Below are 16,350 nucleotides of genomic sequence, written 5' to 3' on the forward strand. Positions count from 1 at the left end.
GGGCTTTCCCTAATAAATAATAGTCTAGGAGGATTTAATATGAGTTTACCAGAGATTGCAAAGTTAGGACATGTCGCATTAGTGACGGAAGACTTAGAGAAATCACTTTGGTTTTATAAGGATGTCATCGGCCTCGAAGAAACTGAAGTGGTAGACGGGACCCATTATTTACGTGCTTGGGGAGATTTTGAACACCATACCCTTTCAGTCACAGCGGGAGACAAAAATCATCTCGACCATATCGCCTGGAGAACCAAGCGCCCTGAGGATGTAGAAGGTTTTGCAAATCTATTAACAGAAGCAGGTACCGAAGTTACTTGGATTGAGGCGGGAGTGGAGGCCGGTCAAGGTAGAGCCATCCGTTTTCAATTACCGAGTGAACACCGCTTTGAAATTTACTATGATATGGAAAAAACGTTAGCTGAGCCATCAAAACGTTCCGTCTTGAAGAATCAAACCTATAAATCATGGGCTCGCGGGGTATCGCCGCGACGAATTGATCACGTAAACCTGTTAACGTCTCTCAAAGCGGATGTTATTTCCGACTACTTAAAGGAGAAATTAGGCTTTAAAATGAGAGAATACGTAAAAGCACCAGATGATTCGTTAGTGGGGGCTTGGTTAAGTGTAACGCCATTGGTTCATGATATCGCTGTCAGCCATGATCCATTCTCACCAACAACACACCAAATCCATCATATTTCCTATTGGCTCGATAATTCTCAGGACCTTTTAAGAGCCGCCGATATTTTAAAAGAGAATGGAATCTTTTTTAAAGGACCTGGTAAGCATGGAATTTCACAAGCTATGTATATCTACGCTATCGATCCAGGCAGCGGATTACGAATAGAATTGTTTACAAACGGTTACTTAATATTTGAACCTGACTGGGAGCCAATCGAATGGACATTGGATGAGATGGATATCGGCTTTACCTTCTGGGGCGATCAAATGGACAATAAGCCAGAAAACAATCCAACAATAGAAGCATAGCGTTTCAAGATGACAAAGTTTAAAGATAGAAAGGGGAACAACGGGATGGATGATCGTCAATATCGAACAGCAATGGGGAAATTTGCAACAGGTGTTACGGTGATTGCCACTGATGTGGATGGAGATGTACATGGAATGACAGCGAACGCCTTTATGTCTGTTTCACTTGACCCGAAGCTGGTTGTCATTTCGATTGGGGAAAAGGCTCGTATTCTTGAGAAAATTAAACAGAGTAAGACATTCTCTGTGAATATATTAGCGGCAGATCAACAAGAACTGTCGATGATTTTTGCAGGACAGCTAAAGGAGCACCGAGAGGTAATTTTTGACCGCCTTGATGGAAAGCCGGTATTAGCTGGTGCGGTTGCCCAAATCGCTTGTGAGGTATCAGCCGAACATTTGGAGGGGGACCATACCCTCTTTATTGGCAGGGTAACAGATATTCAGCTTGAAGATGCCGAACCGCTCATTTTTTACAGCGGCCGTTACCGTTCATTAACCGAAGAAGAGGCAGTAACGCTTAAATAACGATGTGTTTTAGACTCCTTGTAGAAAACGATAAGGAGTCTTTCTTTTATAAAGAATGCTTCGATTCTAATTAATCGATAAGGGGTGTGGCCATGAAGGGGAACCTGGCTAGTATACTGGAGCTAACTACTAGTGAAGAAAAGAATAAAAAAATGATCACCACTTCCTCCGCATTTGGACTGTTACGTAAAGGGATTATTGAAAATTTAGGAATGACACGGGCAAAGGGATTTCTGCTTCGTTACGGCTGGAGCCTAGGTGTTACCGATGCCGAGGAAGCAATGAAAAAAACTTCCAATATTGATGAACTCCTTCAGCAAGCTGCGATCCTTCATTTAAGCACAGGCCATATTAAAGATATTCAATCGGAACGAATTATCGAAATGAGCGATTCTGACACGATCAAATCGATTCTTGGCAAAGGAAAATGGATTGATTCCTTTGAAGCGAACGAACACCTAAAGCATCATGGTCAATCAGATATCCCAGCCTGTCATACGTTAACCGGCTATGCTAGCGGTTATATGTCTACGGTTTGCAAAAGAAGTGTCATTGTAAAAGAAATAAGATGTATTGCCAAGGGAGATCTCGAATGCTGTTTCGAAGCGAGACTGCAGGAAGATTGGGGTGCTGAGATTCAAGAGGAATTAAAATTTTATAACGAAATTAATATCATCGAAGAACTCGAGTATACCTACGAGCAATTGCTAGAGCAGCGTAAACTTGTAGAAATGGTTTCTAAATTCCATAAAAAACTAACGGAAAGTGTCTCAAATGGGAGTAATCTTCAAGATATCGCTGACATTACCTTTAAACTACTAGGCCTGCCCATTTCCATTGAAGATTTAGGCTTCCAAAAAATTGTTTATTCAGGAATAGAGAAAGAAGAGTACGAAAACTTGAGTCTCGAATTAAAGGATAGTTTGGTCCGAAAAAGTCGAAAGAACAACTCGAGTCTGCCATTGTTTACTGAAACAACTAGATTGAAAACAGTCCACCAAGAACGCCTGATCACACCGATTATTGTCCAAAAGAAAGTAATTGGCTATTGCAGCTTCCTCTATCCCAAACGTTCACGTGCTAGTACAGAAGACAATAACATTATGTTTATTGAACGGGTAGCCAACGCCGCCTCCCTGTTTCTCTTGAATGAAAAAACAAGTTTTGAAGCTCTGGAAAAAATGAAGGGTTACTTTTTGGAGCAAATCCTAAAACACCAATATTCTGCCCGAGAAGAGGTAATTCATCGAGGCAGGTATATGGGGATTAATTTAGAGGAACCGTTTTATGTGGCAGCATTAGATTTAAAGGAAAAGGGGAATACCTCAGGGATTAAGAAAGACCAATACGACCAATTTCTCGAGACCCTTGCCAAGTATTTGGATATCCAGGGGTATAAAGCGTTAATTGGCCAGTATGGAGGTCAAATTATTATGCTGATTCCCGAATCAACTCAACTGTTAAGTCATCTTGGTAAAATGATAAAGCATGTTGAAACGACGCATTCCCTCTATGAATGTAAAATGGGGATAAGTGACTCCGCTGAAGAGATTGAGAGCGTTCTGGAAAGCTTAGAAGAATCATTGATTGCCTTAAGGATGGCGACAGGAAAGAAGATTATTCATTTTAAAGATTTAGGGATTGTCGGTGTGTTGATAAATTCCAAAAATGTCAGCGGCATTAAGAAAATAGCCAAACAAGAATTAGGACCGCTCTTTAAATTAGGCGAGGCCAAACAAAAGGAATTAGTTAAAACTCTCTATGTGTTTCTAGCGAATGGAGGTAAGCTGCAGCAAACGATGGATGATTTGGCTCTATCCATGAGTGGGCTCATGTATCGAATCAATAAAATTGAAAGCCTGCTTCAAAAAGATTTACGTGATTCCACTCAAAGTTATCAGTTGCAGTTAATTTTAGATTCTCTTTTGGCATTAGGGGAACTAGATATATAATCCTGCGAAGCATTCCATCAAGAGGAGTGCTTTTTTTGTTAGCTGCGTTAAACTTGAATGTTGATTTCCGCTCCAGGCGGCTTCGCTTTCCGCGGGCGTGCCGGGGAGCCTCCTCGGCGCTTGCGCCTGCGGGGTCTCCCCTGCCCCGTACTCCCGCAGGACTTTGAATTTGCATCCTCGAATCCGCCCACGCACGAAGGAAATGCGATAGCATTTTCGAGGAGTCTTCGCCGCCTTCCGCTCCAATCAACATGGCTTAAAATCAACAGTATCCGTTAATACTGCCTTTATTAAAACCAATAAAAACTTACGAAAAATCATTTCCAATATAAATTAGTTAAAAATCACAAGATGTTAACTACTTTTTATTCTAGTAATAGTTGATTGAATTTTCTAAAATCATTAAATGTAAAGGTTTTCATTAATGAATAGGGGGAAACGATATTGAATCAAGGTCTATCGATTGAAAAAAGTACAGTCAAGAAAACGATGAACAGAATTTTGCCGTTTATTTTACTCTTATATGTTGTGGCTTTCTTGGACAGGGTTAATATGGGCTATGCGGCCTTAGAAATGAATGCTGATTTGGCCTTAAGCGCAGAGGCATTCGGTTTGCTGTCAGGATTATTCTTTATCAGTTATTTTATCTTTGAAGTTCCAAGTAATTTGATTATGCACAAAGTCGGGGCAAAATTATGGATTTCACGAATAATGATTTCGTGGGGCATTGTGGTGATCTTAACAGCATTTATTCAATCCGCTACTCACTTATACATTTTAAGGTTTTTACTGGGCGCAGCTGAGGCAGGCTTTGTTCCTGGAATCGTCCTTTATTTAACTTATTGGTTTCGAAGCCGTGAGAGGGGGCGGGCAACCGCGTTATTTTTCGTGGCCTTGCCGTTAAGTGCGTTAATTGGAGCACCACTGTCAACCTGGATTATGGACACCATTTCATGGGGAGGTTTAGCAGGCTGGAGATGGATGTTTATTATCGAAGGAATTCCGGCCGTACTTTTGGGGATTGTCGTTTTATTTTATTTGACCAATAAACCGGCCAATGCCAAGTGGTTAACCGAAGCGGAAAAGACCTGGCTCGAAGGGGAATTGGACAAGGAGCGAGTCTTAAGTGCAAAGTTAAATAAAACCTCCCATCTAGGTATGTTAAAGGATTCAAAAGTATGGAAGTTAGCTTTATTTAATATTGCTGGTTTTATCGCAGTTAATGCCTTGTCATACTGGATGCCAACGATCATTAAATCTTTATCGGCCTCTTCTACAACCAATCTGCAGATCGGCTGGCTAGCCATGATACCTTCCATTATAGCTATTCCCTCTATTCTGTTTACGGGTTGGAACGCGGACCGAACAAATTCACACAAATGGCATTTAGCTGCATGTGTAACCGTAGCGATGGTCGGCTTTTTAGGTTGTGCCTTCGTGTCAAGTGTTCCCATGATGGTATTGATGCTTTCGATTACTTCTGCAGGACTATATGGGATATCCGGAACTTTTTATGCCTATATTACTTTCTTCTTCTCTGAATCAACGGCACCAGCCGGCATCGCCTTAGTAAGCACTCTTTCCTCATTAGGCGGATTCGTGGGGCCTATGATTATGGGTGTTTTCAATTTTACCCAAGCCATGTTCATCATCGCAGGCTTCCTTTTAATCAGCTTGATAACTCTTACAACTCTTAAATTATTACCTAATAATAAGTCTGATCTGGCCGAAGACGGTATCATAGAAGTACCAAATTAATAGAATCATTAAGTGACCTACTTAAGTCCGGGCTTATAACCTGGATTTTTTTATGTATAAAAGTTAAACCAAAACCAATAAAAAATAGTTGAAAATTGAATTAAATCAAATGGTTTTTTCTCTAGAATTAAAACACTCAATTTTCTAAAATTTAATCAAGAACTAGATTATGAAGAAATGTAAAGGGTTTCATTAACCCCTTACCTAAAGAAGGGAGAATTTAATTTGGATCAGATTAAACAAAAAGTAATTAAAACCAAAAACTTTGAAACATTTCTTAATCGTACAGGGGAAGGAAACTCGGAGGCAATTTTATTTTTACACGGATCTGGTCCGGGGGTGTACGCATGGGCGAATTGGCGCTATGCCTTAAATGCCTGCAGTGAGCACTATGATTGCCTTGCTCCTGACCTGCTTGGTTTCGGCAATAGCAGCCATCCCGAAACGCTGCCCAAGAATCGCCAGGGCTGGTCCGATCTTTGGGTCAATCAAATCATCGAACTGTTGGATGAATTGGGAATTCAAAAAGCTCATGTAGTGGGCAATTCGTTAGGTTGTTCGATCGCTCTAGAATTACTCTTGGAGCATCCGGAACGGTTTAGCAGTGTTGTCCTAATGGGACCGGGCGGGACACCTAATACCAAACTTAGTACGGAGCTTGCCCGTGCAAAGGGATTCTATGATAATCCGTCGGAAAAGAAAATGCGCCAGATTATGAGCTGGTTTGTCTATGATGCTGAAAAACTAGCACCGGAAATTGATGCCTTGGCAGAATCCCGTTATGAAACGGCGATGCGTCCGGAAATTCAACGCTCCAATGATGCCATCTTTGCTACTGCTGCTGTTCCTGTCCCTGTTACGGCTTTAAAACGAATTCAACACCCCGTTTTATTAGTACACGGACGAGACGATATGGTTTGCTCGATTGAATCAAGCTATTACTTGCTATCTTATTTGCCAAATGTCCAGCTTCATGTCTACGGTCAAACAGGACATTGGACGCAAATTGAACAGAAAGATAGTTTTAATCAATTAATCCAAGATTATTTTTCTAATAAACTCTAATGGAGGTTTTGGGGATGACTTTACCGGAAATTGCAAAGCTGGGACATGTGGCTCTTGTTACACCTGACCTTGAAAAATCATTGTGGTTTTTCAGGGATGTAATAGGCTTGGAAGTAACCGAAGAGAAAGATGGGATCTATTATTTGCGGGCTTGGGGCGACTTTGAACATCATACGCTTTCCCTTACAGCGGGGGACCGAGGCTATATTGACCACATTGCTTGGAGAACCAAGCGTCCTGAGGATGTAGAAGGATTTGCGCAGTTGTTAGAAAAGGCTGGAACAGAAGTCAGATGGATTGAAGCAGGCGAAGAGACAGGGCAAGGACGGGCCATCCGATTTAAACTGCCAAGTCAGCATTCTTTCGAAATCTATTATGACGTAGAAAAACCGAAGGCAGATGAAAAGAGACGATCCGTCTTGAAAAATCAGACCTATAAATCATGGGCCCGCGGCTGTTCGCCTCGAAGATTTGATCATGTCAATATTGCTACTTCGATGGATGTTGGTGAAATTATTGATTACTTAGGGAGTCAGCTCGGCTTTAAACTCCGTGAATATGTGAAATACAATAATGGCAAAAAAGTGGCAGGCTGGATGAGTGTCACTCCATTGGTTCACGATATTGCCGTTATCTCGAGACCGCAGGCAGAAACACCAAACCAACTGCATCATATTTCGTATTGGCATGATAACGCCCAAGACATTTTAAGGGCTGCTGATATTTTAAAAGAAAACGGCATTAATTTTATCGGACCTGGAAAACATGGTGTATCTCAAGCATTTTATCTCTATGTATTGGATCCTGGCAGCGGCTGCCGTGTCGAATTGTTTAGCGGTTCCTACTTAATACTAGAGCCCGATTGGGAGCCGGTGGAGTGGACAGAAGCAGAGCACTCGATTGGTAATACCTACTGGGGAGATTCTGTGATGGATAAGGAAATGAATAAGCCGACCATTGAAGCTTAATTAAAGTGCTGACTCATCACCATATTGAGTCAGCTTTTTTAAAAGAAAGGGAGAGGTCTGTGACTGAAATACGAAAATTTGAAACAGATATAGTGGTTATAGGAGCTGGAAATGCTGCTATGTGTGCGGCCATATCCGCACGAGAAAATGGCGCTTCGGTCATGGTGCTGGAAAAGGCACCTGAATCCGAAAAAGGCGGAAACAGCACATTCACCCATGGTTCGATTCGGTTTGCTTATGAGGGCAATGAAGACTTACAACAAATCATGCCTGATCTGACTGCAGAAGATTTTGCCATCACAGACTTCGGAACCTATCCGGAAGAGGAATTTTTTAATGATATGTGCCGCATGACGGAATACCGTACCGACCCAGAGCTCGCATCACTCCTAACTGGCAATAGTTTTGAAACAATGAAATGGCTGGTATCCCATAAAGTTCGATTTGTGCCAATTTATGGCCGACAAGCATTTAAAGTGGATGGTAAATTCAAATTTTGGGGCGGTATGATTGCTGAATCGGTCGGAGGTGGTCCAGGTTTAGTCGGGTCACTGCATGAGGAAGCCTCGCGATTGGGTGTGCAAGTATTATTTAATGCCATGGCGACAGAACTGATTCATGATGACGATGGAGTTCATGGAGTTATTTTTAAACATAAAGGGAGAACCTCGGAAGTTCGTGCTAAAGCAGTAATCTTAGCTTCTGGGGGCTTTCACGCCAACCCGGAAATGCGGACACGGTATTTAGGTCCGAAATGGGATTTGGCTCATGCAAGAGGCAGCCGTTATAACACGGGTGAAGGGATTCAAATGGCATTAAATATTGGTGCAATTGCCAGTGGAAACTGGTCAGGCTGCCATTCGGTGGGCGGAGACCGGTACCTGCCGGAATTCACGGAAGGCTTTCAAAGGCTAAGCTATCCATTTGGCATTATCGTAAATGCAGAGGGCAAACGCTTTGTTGATGAAGGCGCAGACTTTCGCAACTATACGTATGCAAAATACGGCAAGCTGATACTGGAACAGCCTGGGCAATTTGCTTGGCAGATATTTGATCAAAAGGTGTCAGGTCTATTACGGGAAGAATATCGTGGCAAACAAGTAACAAAAGTCAAAGCAAATACATTGGAGGAATTGGCCAAAAAACTTGACGGGGTCGATCCGGAAGCATTTTTACAAACAGTGAAGGAGTACAATGAGGCGGTCCGGGCTGATATTCCGTTTAATCCTAATACCAAGGATGGCAAGTGTACAGAAGGGCTGGCGGTTAGGAAATCCAATTGGGCAAATACCCTCGATGAAGGCCCATTTGAAGCATACGCTGTTACATGCGGCATCACCTTTACTTTTGGCGGGTTGAAAATAAATTCGAACGGAGAAGTACAGGACGTTTTATATCAATCGATTCCAGGGTTATATGCGGCTGGTGAACTGGTGGGCGGCTTATTCTACTTTAATTATCCTGGTGGTGCAGGCTTAATGGCAGGTTCTGTTTTTGGAAAAATTGCAGGCGAAAATGCTGCACGATTTGTCCATCTAGGAAAAGAAGAGATGGTTTAATAGTTGAGATCTTTTTATGAGATTACATTAAAAAGGGGTGCGAAATATGGTAAACAATGTATTGGATGAAAACAAATCCGATTTGGGCCTGTTGTTAAAAGGGGCAGAAAAGGTTGGGAAAATTGCAGAATCAGAAGCGCTCGAAGCAGACCAGAACAAAACCGTTTCAAAAAATGTCATTGATGCGATAAAAGAAGCTCGATTATCCAAGTTATTACTGCCGAAAAAATATGGAGAGCCTCAAGTGAATTTAAGAGAGTACTCCCAGATTATCCGCACGGTTGGAAAATATAATACTTCTGCTGCTTGGTTAACTTTTCTTTATTCCATTCATAATAGTTTAGTAGCATTTATGACGAAACAGGGAGCAGAAGAAGTGATTAATCAGGGGGGATTAATCGCAGATATCTTTGCTCCGATAGGGAAAGTGGAAAGGGATGGGGATGGTTATCGGATTACCGGTAAGTATAGTTTTGTAAGCGGAATCTTATATAGCGACTGGGTTTCTCTTGCAGTGAAAATAAAAGTAGACGACAACGAAGAGAATGAGCTATGCATGCTGACATTACCGGTATCTGATGTACAAATAGTAGAAAATTGGGATACGTTAGGCCTTAGGGGAACAGGAAGCAACCAGGTAATTGTCGATAATGTCTACGTTCCAAAGCATCATCTAATACGGCTTACTGTTGCAGATCGTACAGGCAGACCTCCGGAAGGTTATGATAAAGACTATCCTCTTTATGATGTTCCATTTTTCTCATCTTTTTGTATTGGATTCCCTATGGTCGCACTAGGCGGCGCGGAGCGTTTACTAGAGGAATTTAAGAAACGGACGGAGCATCGGGTTCGATTAGGAGGAAATTCTGCTAAAGATTCCCGTCACCAGGGGGTATTAGCAGAATTAACGATTAAATATTACGAATCAGAAGGTCTATTAGACAGATATATTTCTTTATTAGAAAACTATGAAATGGGAAAAGAAGATAAACGTGGTGAATTTGCTGCAATTAGGGCGAAAATCACGAAAAACGTAGCGGATATTGCTGTGAAAATTTTGTTGACACTTGGCGGATTTTCAATGTTTAAAGGCGATCCGATCGAAATGTTCATACGCGATCTTTTGGCAGTATGTACACACCGATCCAATCTTTACGAAGACTCGGTAGAAGCATTTGGAAAAACACAATTTGGCTTTAACGTATCGATTAATGGGTAAGACTTACGTGAACTAAGAGGAGGCACCTGCATGGAAACGATTTATTTGAATCCCGATAATCTGACACTCTGGCAGCAAAAGGCAAAACCGAGCGTCATGGCGTTAGGATTTTTTGACGGCATTCATATCGGTCACCGTGAAGTCATTCAAACTGCTTTTAGGAAGGCAAAAGAGGAAAATCTACTTTTAACGGTAATGAGTTTCTTTCCGCATCCCAAAACCGTTTTATCAAATGGAAAAACAAAAGTAGAATATCTAATGCCGTTACCTGAGAAAGAGAAACTGTTCTCTGAACTCGGTGTCGATCTATTTTATATTGTTGAATTCGATCGAGAGTTCGCATCGCTGTCGCCAGAAAAGTTTGCTGCTAAATATTTACTCGGGCTCGGTGTCGTCCATGCAGTTGCAGGATTTGATTATACGTATGGCTTTCGCGGTGAAGGGAATATGGATCGCTTGAAACGAGATTCAGGCGGAATCCTCGAAGTTACGAAAGTCAATAAAGTCGAATGCCGTGGAGAGAAAATTAGTTCAACAAGCATTCGGGAAAAATTAGCAAAGGGAAATGTAGAAGACTTGCCTGCCTTTTTAGGACGGTCTTATGAGGTGAGTTGTGAATGGGACGGCAGTGCATTAAAAGTTAAACCTTATTATACCCTGCCAGGTCAGGGCAAATATGCTGTTACATTAACAAGCGGATGTCATTCACAAGAAATAGAGGTATTTGTGACAGGTGAAAACAAAATGATTCCACTTCTAAATGTTTCGGAACGATTCATAAAGAGTGATACAGCGGTTTCGGTTACTTGGCACCAGCGGCTAACGAAAGATAGAAGGAATTCAATTAGCGAAAGGGATTGGTTACACTCTTCGAAATACCGTTTTGTTTGGAATGGATAATAAGATAAAAGAAGAAATATTCAGTGGTAGATAACGGCAAATACTCTAAAAATTTTTAAGAAAAATTAGCAAAAAGCTAACTTTGAACAGAACCCAAAATTAAAATAGTATACTAATTGCTAGGTGGTAAGAATTCTGTACTTTACAGGAGTCTTACCACCTAGTTTTTTTCTATCTGCCGAAGCCTGAATTTCGGAAAAACATGTGTATAAAAGTATATCACGTCAATTTAACATTTACTTTTACCAAGGAAAATAATAGCGGTTAGTTAATTGTAAAAATATATTGACAATTAGAGCAAATTTCTAATAAAATTAGGCTAACACATATAATTGTATACAATTACACAAATGTACTGTTATACAATATTTTAATTACACTATTAAAATTACTAAATTAACTAAAAAGGGAGCTTAAATAATGCTGAATTCATCTCAAATGAATCGGAGGTTATCTACAAAGGACTTTGTTTATTTCGAAATAAAGAAAAAAATTATTGAGGGTATCTTAGCTCCTGATCAACCAATTAATGAAGAGTATTTAGCAACTGAACTCAATATAAGCAGAACACCTATTCGAGAAGCCTTACAGAGGCTGGAAATCGAAGAACTTATCCAGAGGTTACCAAATGGGCGCCTTAAAGTAGCACCTATCTCAATTCAAGAGGTTGGGGAAATTTTTCATGTTAGAAGCTTACTTGAAGGGCTGATAGCTAGGGAGGCAACGACAAAGGCAACAGCAAACGATATACAAAAGTTAGGTCAATTTACTCAACTTATTGTCACTGCGGCTAATAATGATAGAGGAGAAGAAGTTGTTTATTATGGAAGTGAATTTCACTCATATCTTTATCAAATTAGCAAAAATAAAACTGCAAATAAGATTTTAAATCAACTTAATGATCACATATCTAGATACCGTAGGTTAGGACCTATTAAAAATAATGAGAGAAGTAGAAAGGCGGCACAAGAACACCAAGAAATGTTTGAAGCAATCTCCAATAAAAACCCCGATAAAGCTGAGAAATTAATGAGAGAACATATTAACAATAGTTTAAAGGCCGCGGTTCATACAATTGAAGCACATCTTCAACAAAATATTGATGAAAACAACTGATTAATAGCATCTTTAAGTAGAGCTCAAATATTGAGCTCTTATAATATAAGTAAAATTTTCAAAATATTTAAAATTGATAGATGATAGTGATAATTCATCTTCATATCCAATACAACCCTAAATTTAGCCATTTCATCCTTGTTCAAAATAAATACGTTTACATTTTTGGAGGTTGATGCATTTGGAAATTTTGTAGACTAGTTGATTTTTAGTGTTCCTCATGTAGATAGAAAACTAATGTCAATAAAAGGCATGAGATTGTAAAGGCTAGCCTAATTAGATCCTGAGAAATTTGGGGGCAAATTTACGAAAGAAGGGGAAAAATGTGAATGCAGCAAGGGAGCAAGGAGCCAATGTTATTGTCCTAGAAAAGTCACCTGAAAATGAAAAAGGCGGAAACAGCGCTTACACCCATGGATCTATTAGGTTCGCCTATAACTCTATAGAAGATCTAATACAAATTATGCCGGACCTTACAACTGAAGAAATTGAGAATACAGACTTAGGAATTTACTCTGAAGAGAATTTCTACGATGATTTATGTCGACTAAGTGAATATAGGACTGATCCTGAATTATCATCACTATTAGCAAGTAAAAGTTTGAAACGATGAAATGGCTTAGATCTCATAAGATCAGATTTGTGCCTATATATGGTCGTCAGGCTTTTAAGGTTAATGGAAAATTCAAATTTTGGGGTGGGATGGTTGTCGAATCAGTAGGTGGTGGTAATGGTTTAATAGAAACTCTCCATAATGAAGGGAAAAATTTGGGGATTCAAATACTTTATAATGCTATGGCTACAAAGCTTATACATGATGATAAAGGTGTCCAGGGAGTTGTTTTTAAGCATCATGGTGAAACAAAAGAAATTTATTCAGAATCAGTGATTTTAGCTTCCGGAGGATTTCATGCTAACACAGAAATGAGAACTCGATATTTAGGTCAAAAATGGGATATAGCAAAAGTTAGAGGGAGTCGCTTTAATACAGGGGAAGGTATCCAAATGGCTTTAGATATTGGGCTGTTTCCCATGGAAATTGGTCAGGAGCACATGCAGTTGGTGGAGATCGATATGCACCAGAGTTTGGTGAAGGCTTTCAAAAGCTAAGCTATCCTTTCGGAATTATAGTAAATGCAAAGGGGGAGCGTTTTGTAGATGAGGGCTCTGATTTTCGCAATTATACCTACGCGAATATTGGAAAACAAATACTAGAACAACCCGGACAATTTGCCTGGCAAATATTTGATAACAAGGTATCCCATCTTTTACGTGAGGAATATAAACATAGACAGGTTACTAAGGTAACAGCAAATTCAATAGAAGAATTAGCTAAAAAACTTGATGATATTGACCCTGACGGTCTTTTACAAACAATAAAGCAATACAATGCATCTATTCGCAACAACATACCATTTAACCCCAATATTAAAGACGGTCGATGTACAAAAGGATTATCAATAAACAAATCAAATTGGGCTAATACTTTGGATCAGGCTCCTTTTGAAGCGTATGCAGTTACATGTGGCATTACCTTCACATACGGGGGGCTACGGATTAACTCTGATTCTGAGGTTCAGGATACATTGCTGCAATCCATTTCAGGATTGTATGCAGCTGGAGAACTAGTAGGTGGACTATTCTATTTTAACTACCCAGGTGGCGCTGGGTTAATGGCAGGCTCTGTTTTTGGGAAAATTGCGGGTGAGAAAGCAGCTCAATTTGCAAGTTATAGGGGGAATAATCAATATGAAAAAAATCAAATTTAAAATGAGTTTTATAGTTTTATTATTACTTACATTTACAATCGTTTTAGGGGCTTGTTCCTCAAAAACTGACACAAAGGCTTTAGAAAACAGTAAAAAAGTGGTGGATGAAGGTGCCCCTCAAAAAGGTGGAAATGCAACGATCGCTTATGAAACAGATGTAGCTAATTTTGATCCAATTAAGGCAAGCGGAGGAATTAATTTTCCTTTATTGTTTCCAGTCTATGACACTTTAATTCACTTTTCTCCTGATCTAGAGCCTCAACCAGGATTGGCCGTGTCTTGGAAATACTCAAATGATTCTACATTGATTCTTACATTAAGGGAAAATGTTAAATTTCATGATGGTACTCCCTTCAATGCAGAAGCAGTAAAATTTAATATCGATCGCATAAATTCTGATAAATCTATGTTGACCGATTTGAAAAATATCATAAGTGTAAAAGTGATAGATGACAAAACTGTTCAATTAAACTTAAAACAACCAGATTCATCAATTTTATTAGCGCTATCGGATCAAGCTGGAATGATGGTTTCACCAACTGCTGTTGAAAAAAACGGGGAAAGTTATTCTCAACATCCTATTGGTACTGGTCCATTTAAAATGTTAAAGCATGTACCAAATGGTGAAATTGTTTACGAAGCAAATAAAGAATACTGGGATGGAGACCTTCCATATTTAGATAAAATGACGGTTAAAATTATGCCGGAAGAAACTACTAGAATAAATGCACTGAAATCAGGTGAAGTCGATTTTGCAGAAAATATTTCTCCTGGTACTGTTTCATCACTAGTAAATGATAAAAATCTTAAAGTGATACAAGAGATATCATTACCGTTTAAAATGTTGTATTTAAATGATGCAAAAGCTCCGCTAGATAACAAAGCTGTACGACAAGCCATTAATTTCGGTATCGATCGAGAAGCACTTATTAAAGCTATTAATTTTGGAATTGGGGAGCCTGCATATCAGCCATTTCCAAAAGCATACTGGGCTGCAAATAAAGATTTAAAGATTAACTATGACCCGGAAAAGGCAAAACAAATTCTAAAAGAAGCTGGGATTAACAAAGTTTCATTTACTTTGGTGCATCATTCAATGGCCTATGATCAAAGGGTTGCTGAAGCAATAAAAAGTCAGCTGGCGGAAATTGGAATTGATGTTAAACTGCAAGCGATGGAGCAGCAGGCTGCTTTAGCTAACTTTTGGGATGAAAAAAAAGCAAACAGCTTCCTTGGAAGATGGTCAGCCCGTCCAGATCCGCAGATTACAATTAAAGCATTATACTCTAGCGGGAGCTACTATAATACAGGTCATACCACAGCAGAAATTGATAAACTGATTGCTGAAGCGGGGAAAACTTATGATCAAGAAAAGCGTGCTAAATTATATAGGCAGATTAGCGAGAAAGCAATTTTAGAAGAAGCAATTGGAATCCCATTATTCTTTACGCCAAGAACAGCCATCATGAATCAATCGTTAAAGGGATATGTGCCAAATAAATTAGAAAAGCCAGTTTTTTCAACACTTTGGAAAAAGGAATAAATGACAAAGGGAGCGATTAAATTGTTTTTTAAATTTTTACTTCGGCGTATATTATACGTAATTCCAATGCTATTAATAACAACGCTCATCGTATATTCTTTTATCCTTTTGATACCAGGCGATCCAGTTTTAACCTTGCTTGGAGAGAATGCAACCCCAGAAAAAGTAGCCCAGTTGCGCCAGCAACTTGGGCTAGATCATTCGATTATTTCGCAATACTTCGATTGGTTAATAAATGCCTTAAAGGGGGATTTAGGGCGATCTGTATTTACAGGACAATACGTACATGAAGCAGTAATTGAACGTTTAGCCGTTACATTTCAACTTGTTGTAGTAGCAATGATTATTTCTGTCTTTGGTGGAATGTTTTTTGCTATTACATCTACTTTTTCCCCAAATAGTTGGATCGATTATGTCTCAAGGTTCTTTGGAACACTAGGAACTGCACTACCTAATTTTTGGCTAGCAATGCTGCTTATTTTATTTTTCAGTCTACACCTTGGTTGGGTCCCAGCGACAGGTTTTACTAGTATTACTGAGAATCCTGTTGAATTTTTTAAAGGGATATTGTTACCTGCCATTTCTCTTGGTGCAGTTGGAACTGCGCAAATTACAAGGCATTTACGGTCATCATTGATGGAAGTAATGAGTGCGGACTATATACGAACAGCTTATTCAAAGGGAGTTAATCGTTGGCAAGCTATTCTAAAACATGGTATCCAAAACGCTATGCTACCTGTTGTAACGACAATTGGGATTTTATTCGGTCATTTGTTAGGTGCAACAGTTGTTATCGAGACTGTGTTTGCCATCCCTGGTATAGGACAGCTTGCAGTAAATTCGATATTACAGCATGATTTCACGATGCTACAGGGGGTTGTCCTGATTATGATTGTCATGGTCATTCTCATTAATTTTATTACTGATATCGTTTATGCGCTTTTAGATCCACGGATCGAGTACTAGTAGAGGGGGTGTGA

15 protein-coding genes are annotated in these 16,350 nt (G+C 39.6%); all 15 read left to right on the forward strand.

The window, feature by feature from the left end; all coding sequences use genetic code 11:
* Window positions 1-39: 39 nt before the first annotated feature.
* The 15 genes from L1999_RS08985 (at window position 40) to L1999_RS09050 (ending at window position 16,336) form a co-directional block, all read left to right on the forward strand.
* Window positions 40-993: a VOC family protein gene (locus L1999_RS08985; RefSeq protein ID WP_235743221.1), complete on the forward strand. Its 954-nt coding sequence runs from the start codon at window positions 40-42 to the stop codon at window positions 991-993.
* Window positions 994-1,038: 45 nt separating this feature from the next.
* Window positions 1,039-1,521, forward strand: coding sequence for a flavin reductase family protein (locus tag L1999_RS08990; RefSeq protein ID WP_235743222.1), 483 nt, complete (start codon window positions 1,039-1,041; stop codon window positions 1,519-1,521).
* Between the two features lie 92 nt (window positions 1,522-1,613).
* Complete coding sequence (locus tag L1999_RS08995) at window positions 1,614-3,473, forward strand: XylR N-terminal domain-containing protein (RefSeq protein WP_235743223.1); 1,860 nt, start codon at window positions 1,614-1,616, stop codon at window positions 3,471-3,473.
* A gap of 444 nt (window positions 3,474-3,917) precedes the next feature.
* Window positions 3,918-5,231: an MFS transporter gene (locus tag L1999_RS09000; protein WP_235743224.1), complete on the forward strand. Its 1,314-nt coding sequence runs from the start codon at window positions 3,918-3,920 to the stop codon at window positions 5,229-5,231.
* A gap of 225 nt (window positions 5,232-5,456) precedes the next feature.
* Window positions 5,457-6,296, forward strand: a complete 840-nt coding sequence (locus tag L1999_RS09005; protein ID WP_235743225.1) for an alpha/beta fold hydrolase — start codon at window positions 5,457-5,459, stop codon at window positions 6,294-6,296.
* A 14-nt stretch (window positions 6,297-6,310) separates the two neighbouring features.
* A complete protein-coding gene (locus tag L1999_RS09010) occupies window positions 6,311-7,264 on the forward strand; it encodes a VOC family protein (protein ID WP_235743226.1) in 954 nt (317 codons plus the stop codon).
* 59 nt (window positions 7,265-7,323) lie between these two features.
* On the forward strand, window positions 7,324-8,823 hold the full coding sequence (gene tcuA / locus L1999_RS09015) for an FAD-dependent tricarballylate dehydrogenase TcuA (RefSeq protein WP_235743227.1): 1,500 nt from the start codon (window positions 7,324-7,326) through the stop codon (window positions 8,821-8,823).
* Between the two features lie 46 nt (window positions 8,824-8,869).
* Complete coding sequence (locus L1999_RS09020; protein ID WP_235743228.1) at window positions 8,870-10,042, forward strand: acyl-CoA dehydrogenase family protein; 1,173 nt, start codon at window positions 8,870-8,872, stop codon at window positions 10,040-10,042.
* A gap of 30 nt (window positions 10,043-10,072) precedes the next feature.
* Entirely contained in the window at window positions 10,073-10,942 is an 870-nt protein-coding gene (locus tag L1999_RS09025; RefSeq protein WP_235743229.1) for an FAD synthetase family protein, read from the forward strand.
* A 420-nt stretch (window positions 10,943-11,362) separates the two neighbouring features.
* Window positions 11,363-12,058 carry a GntR family transcriptional regulator gene (locus L1999_RS09030; protein ID WP_235743230.1) on the forward strand — a complete coding sequence of 232 codons (696 nt, stop codon included), beginning with the start codon at window positions 11,363-11,365 and terminating at the stop codon, window positions 12,056-12,058.
* A 325-nt stretch (window positions 12,059-12,383) separates the two neighbouring features.
* Complete coding sequence (locus tag L1999_RS09035) at window positions 12,384-12,671, forward strand: hypothetical protein (RefSeq protein ID WP_235743231.1); 288 nt, start codon at window positions 12,384-12,386, stop codon at window positions 12,669-12,671.
* Window positions 12,668-13,168 carry an FAD-binding protein gene (locus tag L1999_RS29550; protein ID WP_275677478.1) on the forward strand — a complete coding sequence of 167 codons (501 nt, stop codon included), beginning with the start codon at window positions 12,668-12,670 and terminating at the stop codon, window positions 13,166-13,168. The genes L1999_RS09035 and L1999_RS29550 overlap by 4 nt, the downstream gene beginning before the upstream one ends.
* A 17-nt stretch (window positions 13,169-13,185) precedes the next feature.
* Window positions 13,186-13,827 carry an FAD-binding protein gene (locus L1999_RS29555; RefSeq protein ID WP_275677682.1) on the forward strand — a complete coding sequence of 214 codons (642 nt, stop codon included), beginning with the start codon at window positions 13,186-13,188 and terminating at the stop codon, window positions 13,825-13,827.
* Window positions 13,808-15,370, forward strand: coding sequence for an ABC transporter substrate-binding protein (locus tag L1999_RS09045; protein WP_235743232.1), 1,563 nt, complete (start codon window positions 13,808-13,810; stop codon window positions 15,368-15,370). Before L1999_RS29555 ends, L1999_RS09045 begins: the two co-directional genes overlap by 20 nt.
* The gene (locus L1999_RS09050; RefSeq protein ID WP_235743233.1) at window positions 15,371-16,336 is read left to right on the forward strand and encodes an ABC transporter permease; all 966 of its coding nucleotides are present in this window, start codon (window positions 15,371-15,373) and stop codon (window positions 16,334-16,336) included. It abuts the gene before it with no gap.
* Window positions 16,337-16,350 lie beyond the last annotated feature (14 nt).

It is taken from the genome of Neobacillus drentensis (assembly GCF_021560175.1).
Taxonomy (GTDB): domain Bacteria; phylum Bacillota; class Bacilli; order Bacillales; family Cytobacillaceae; genus Neobacillus; species Neobacillus drentensis_A.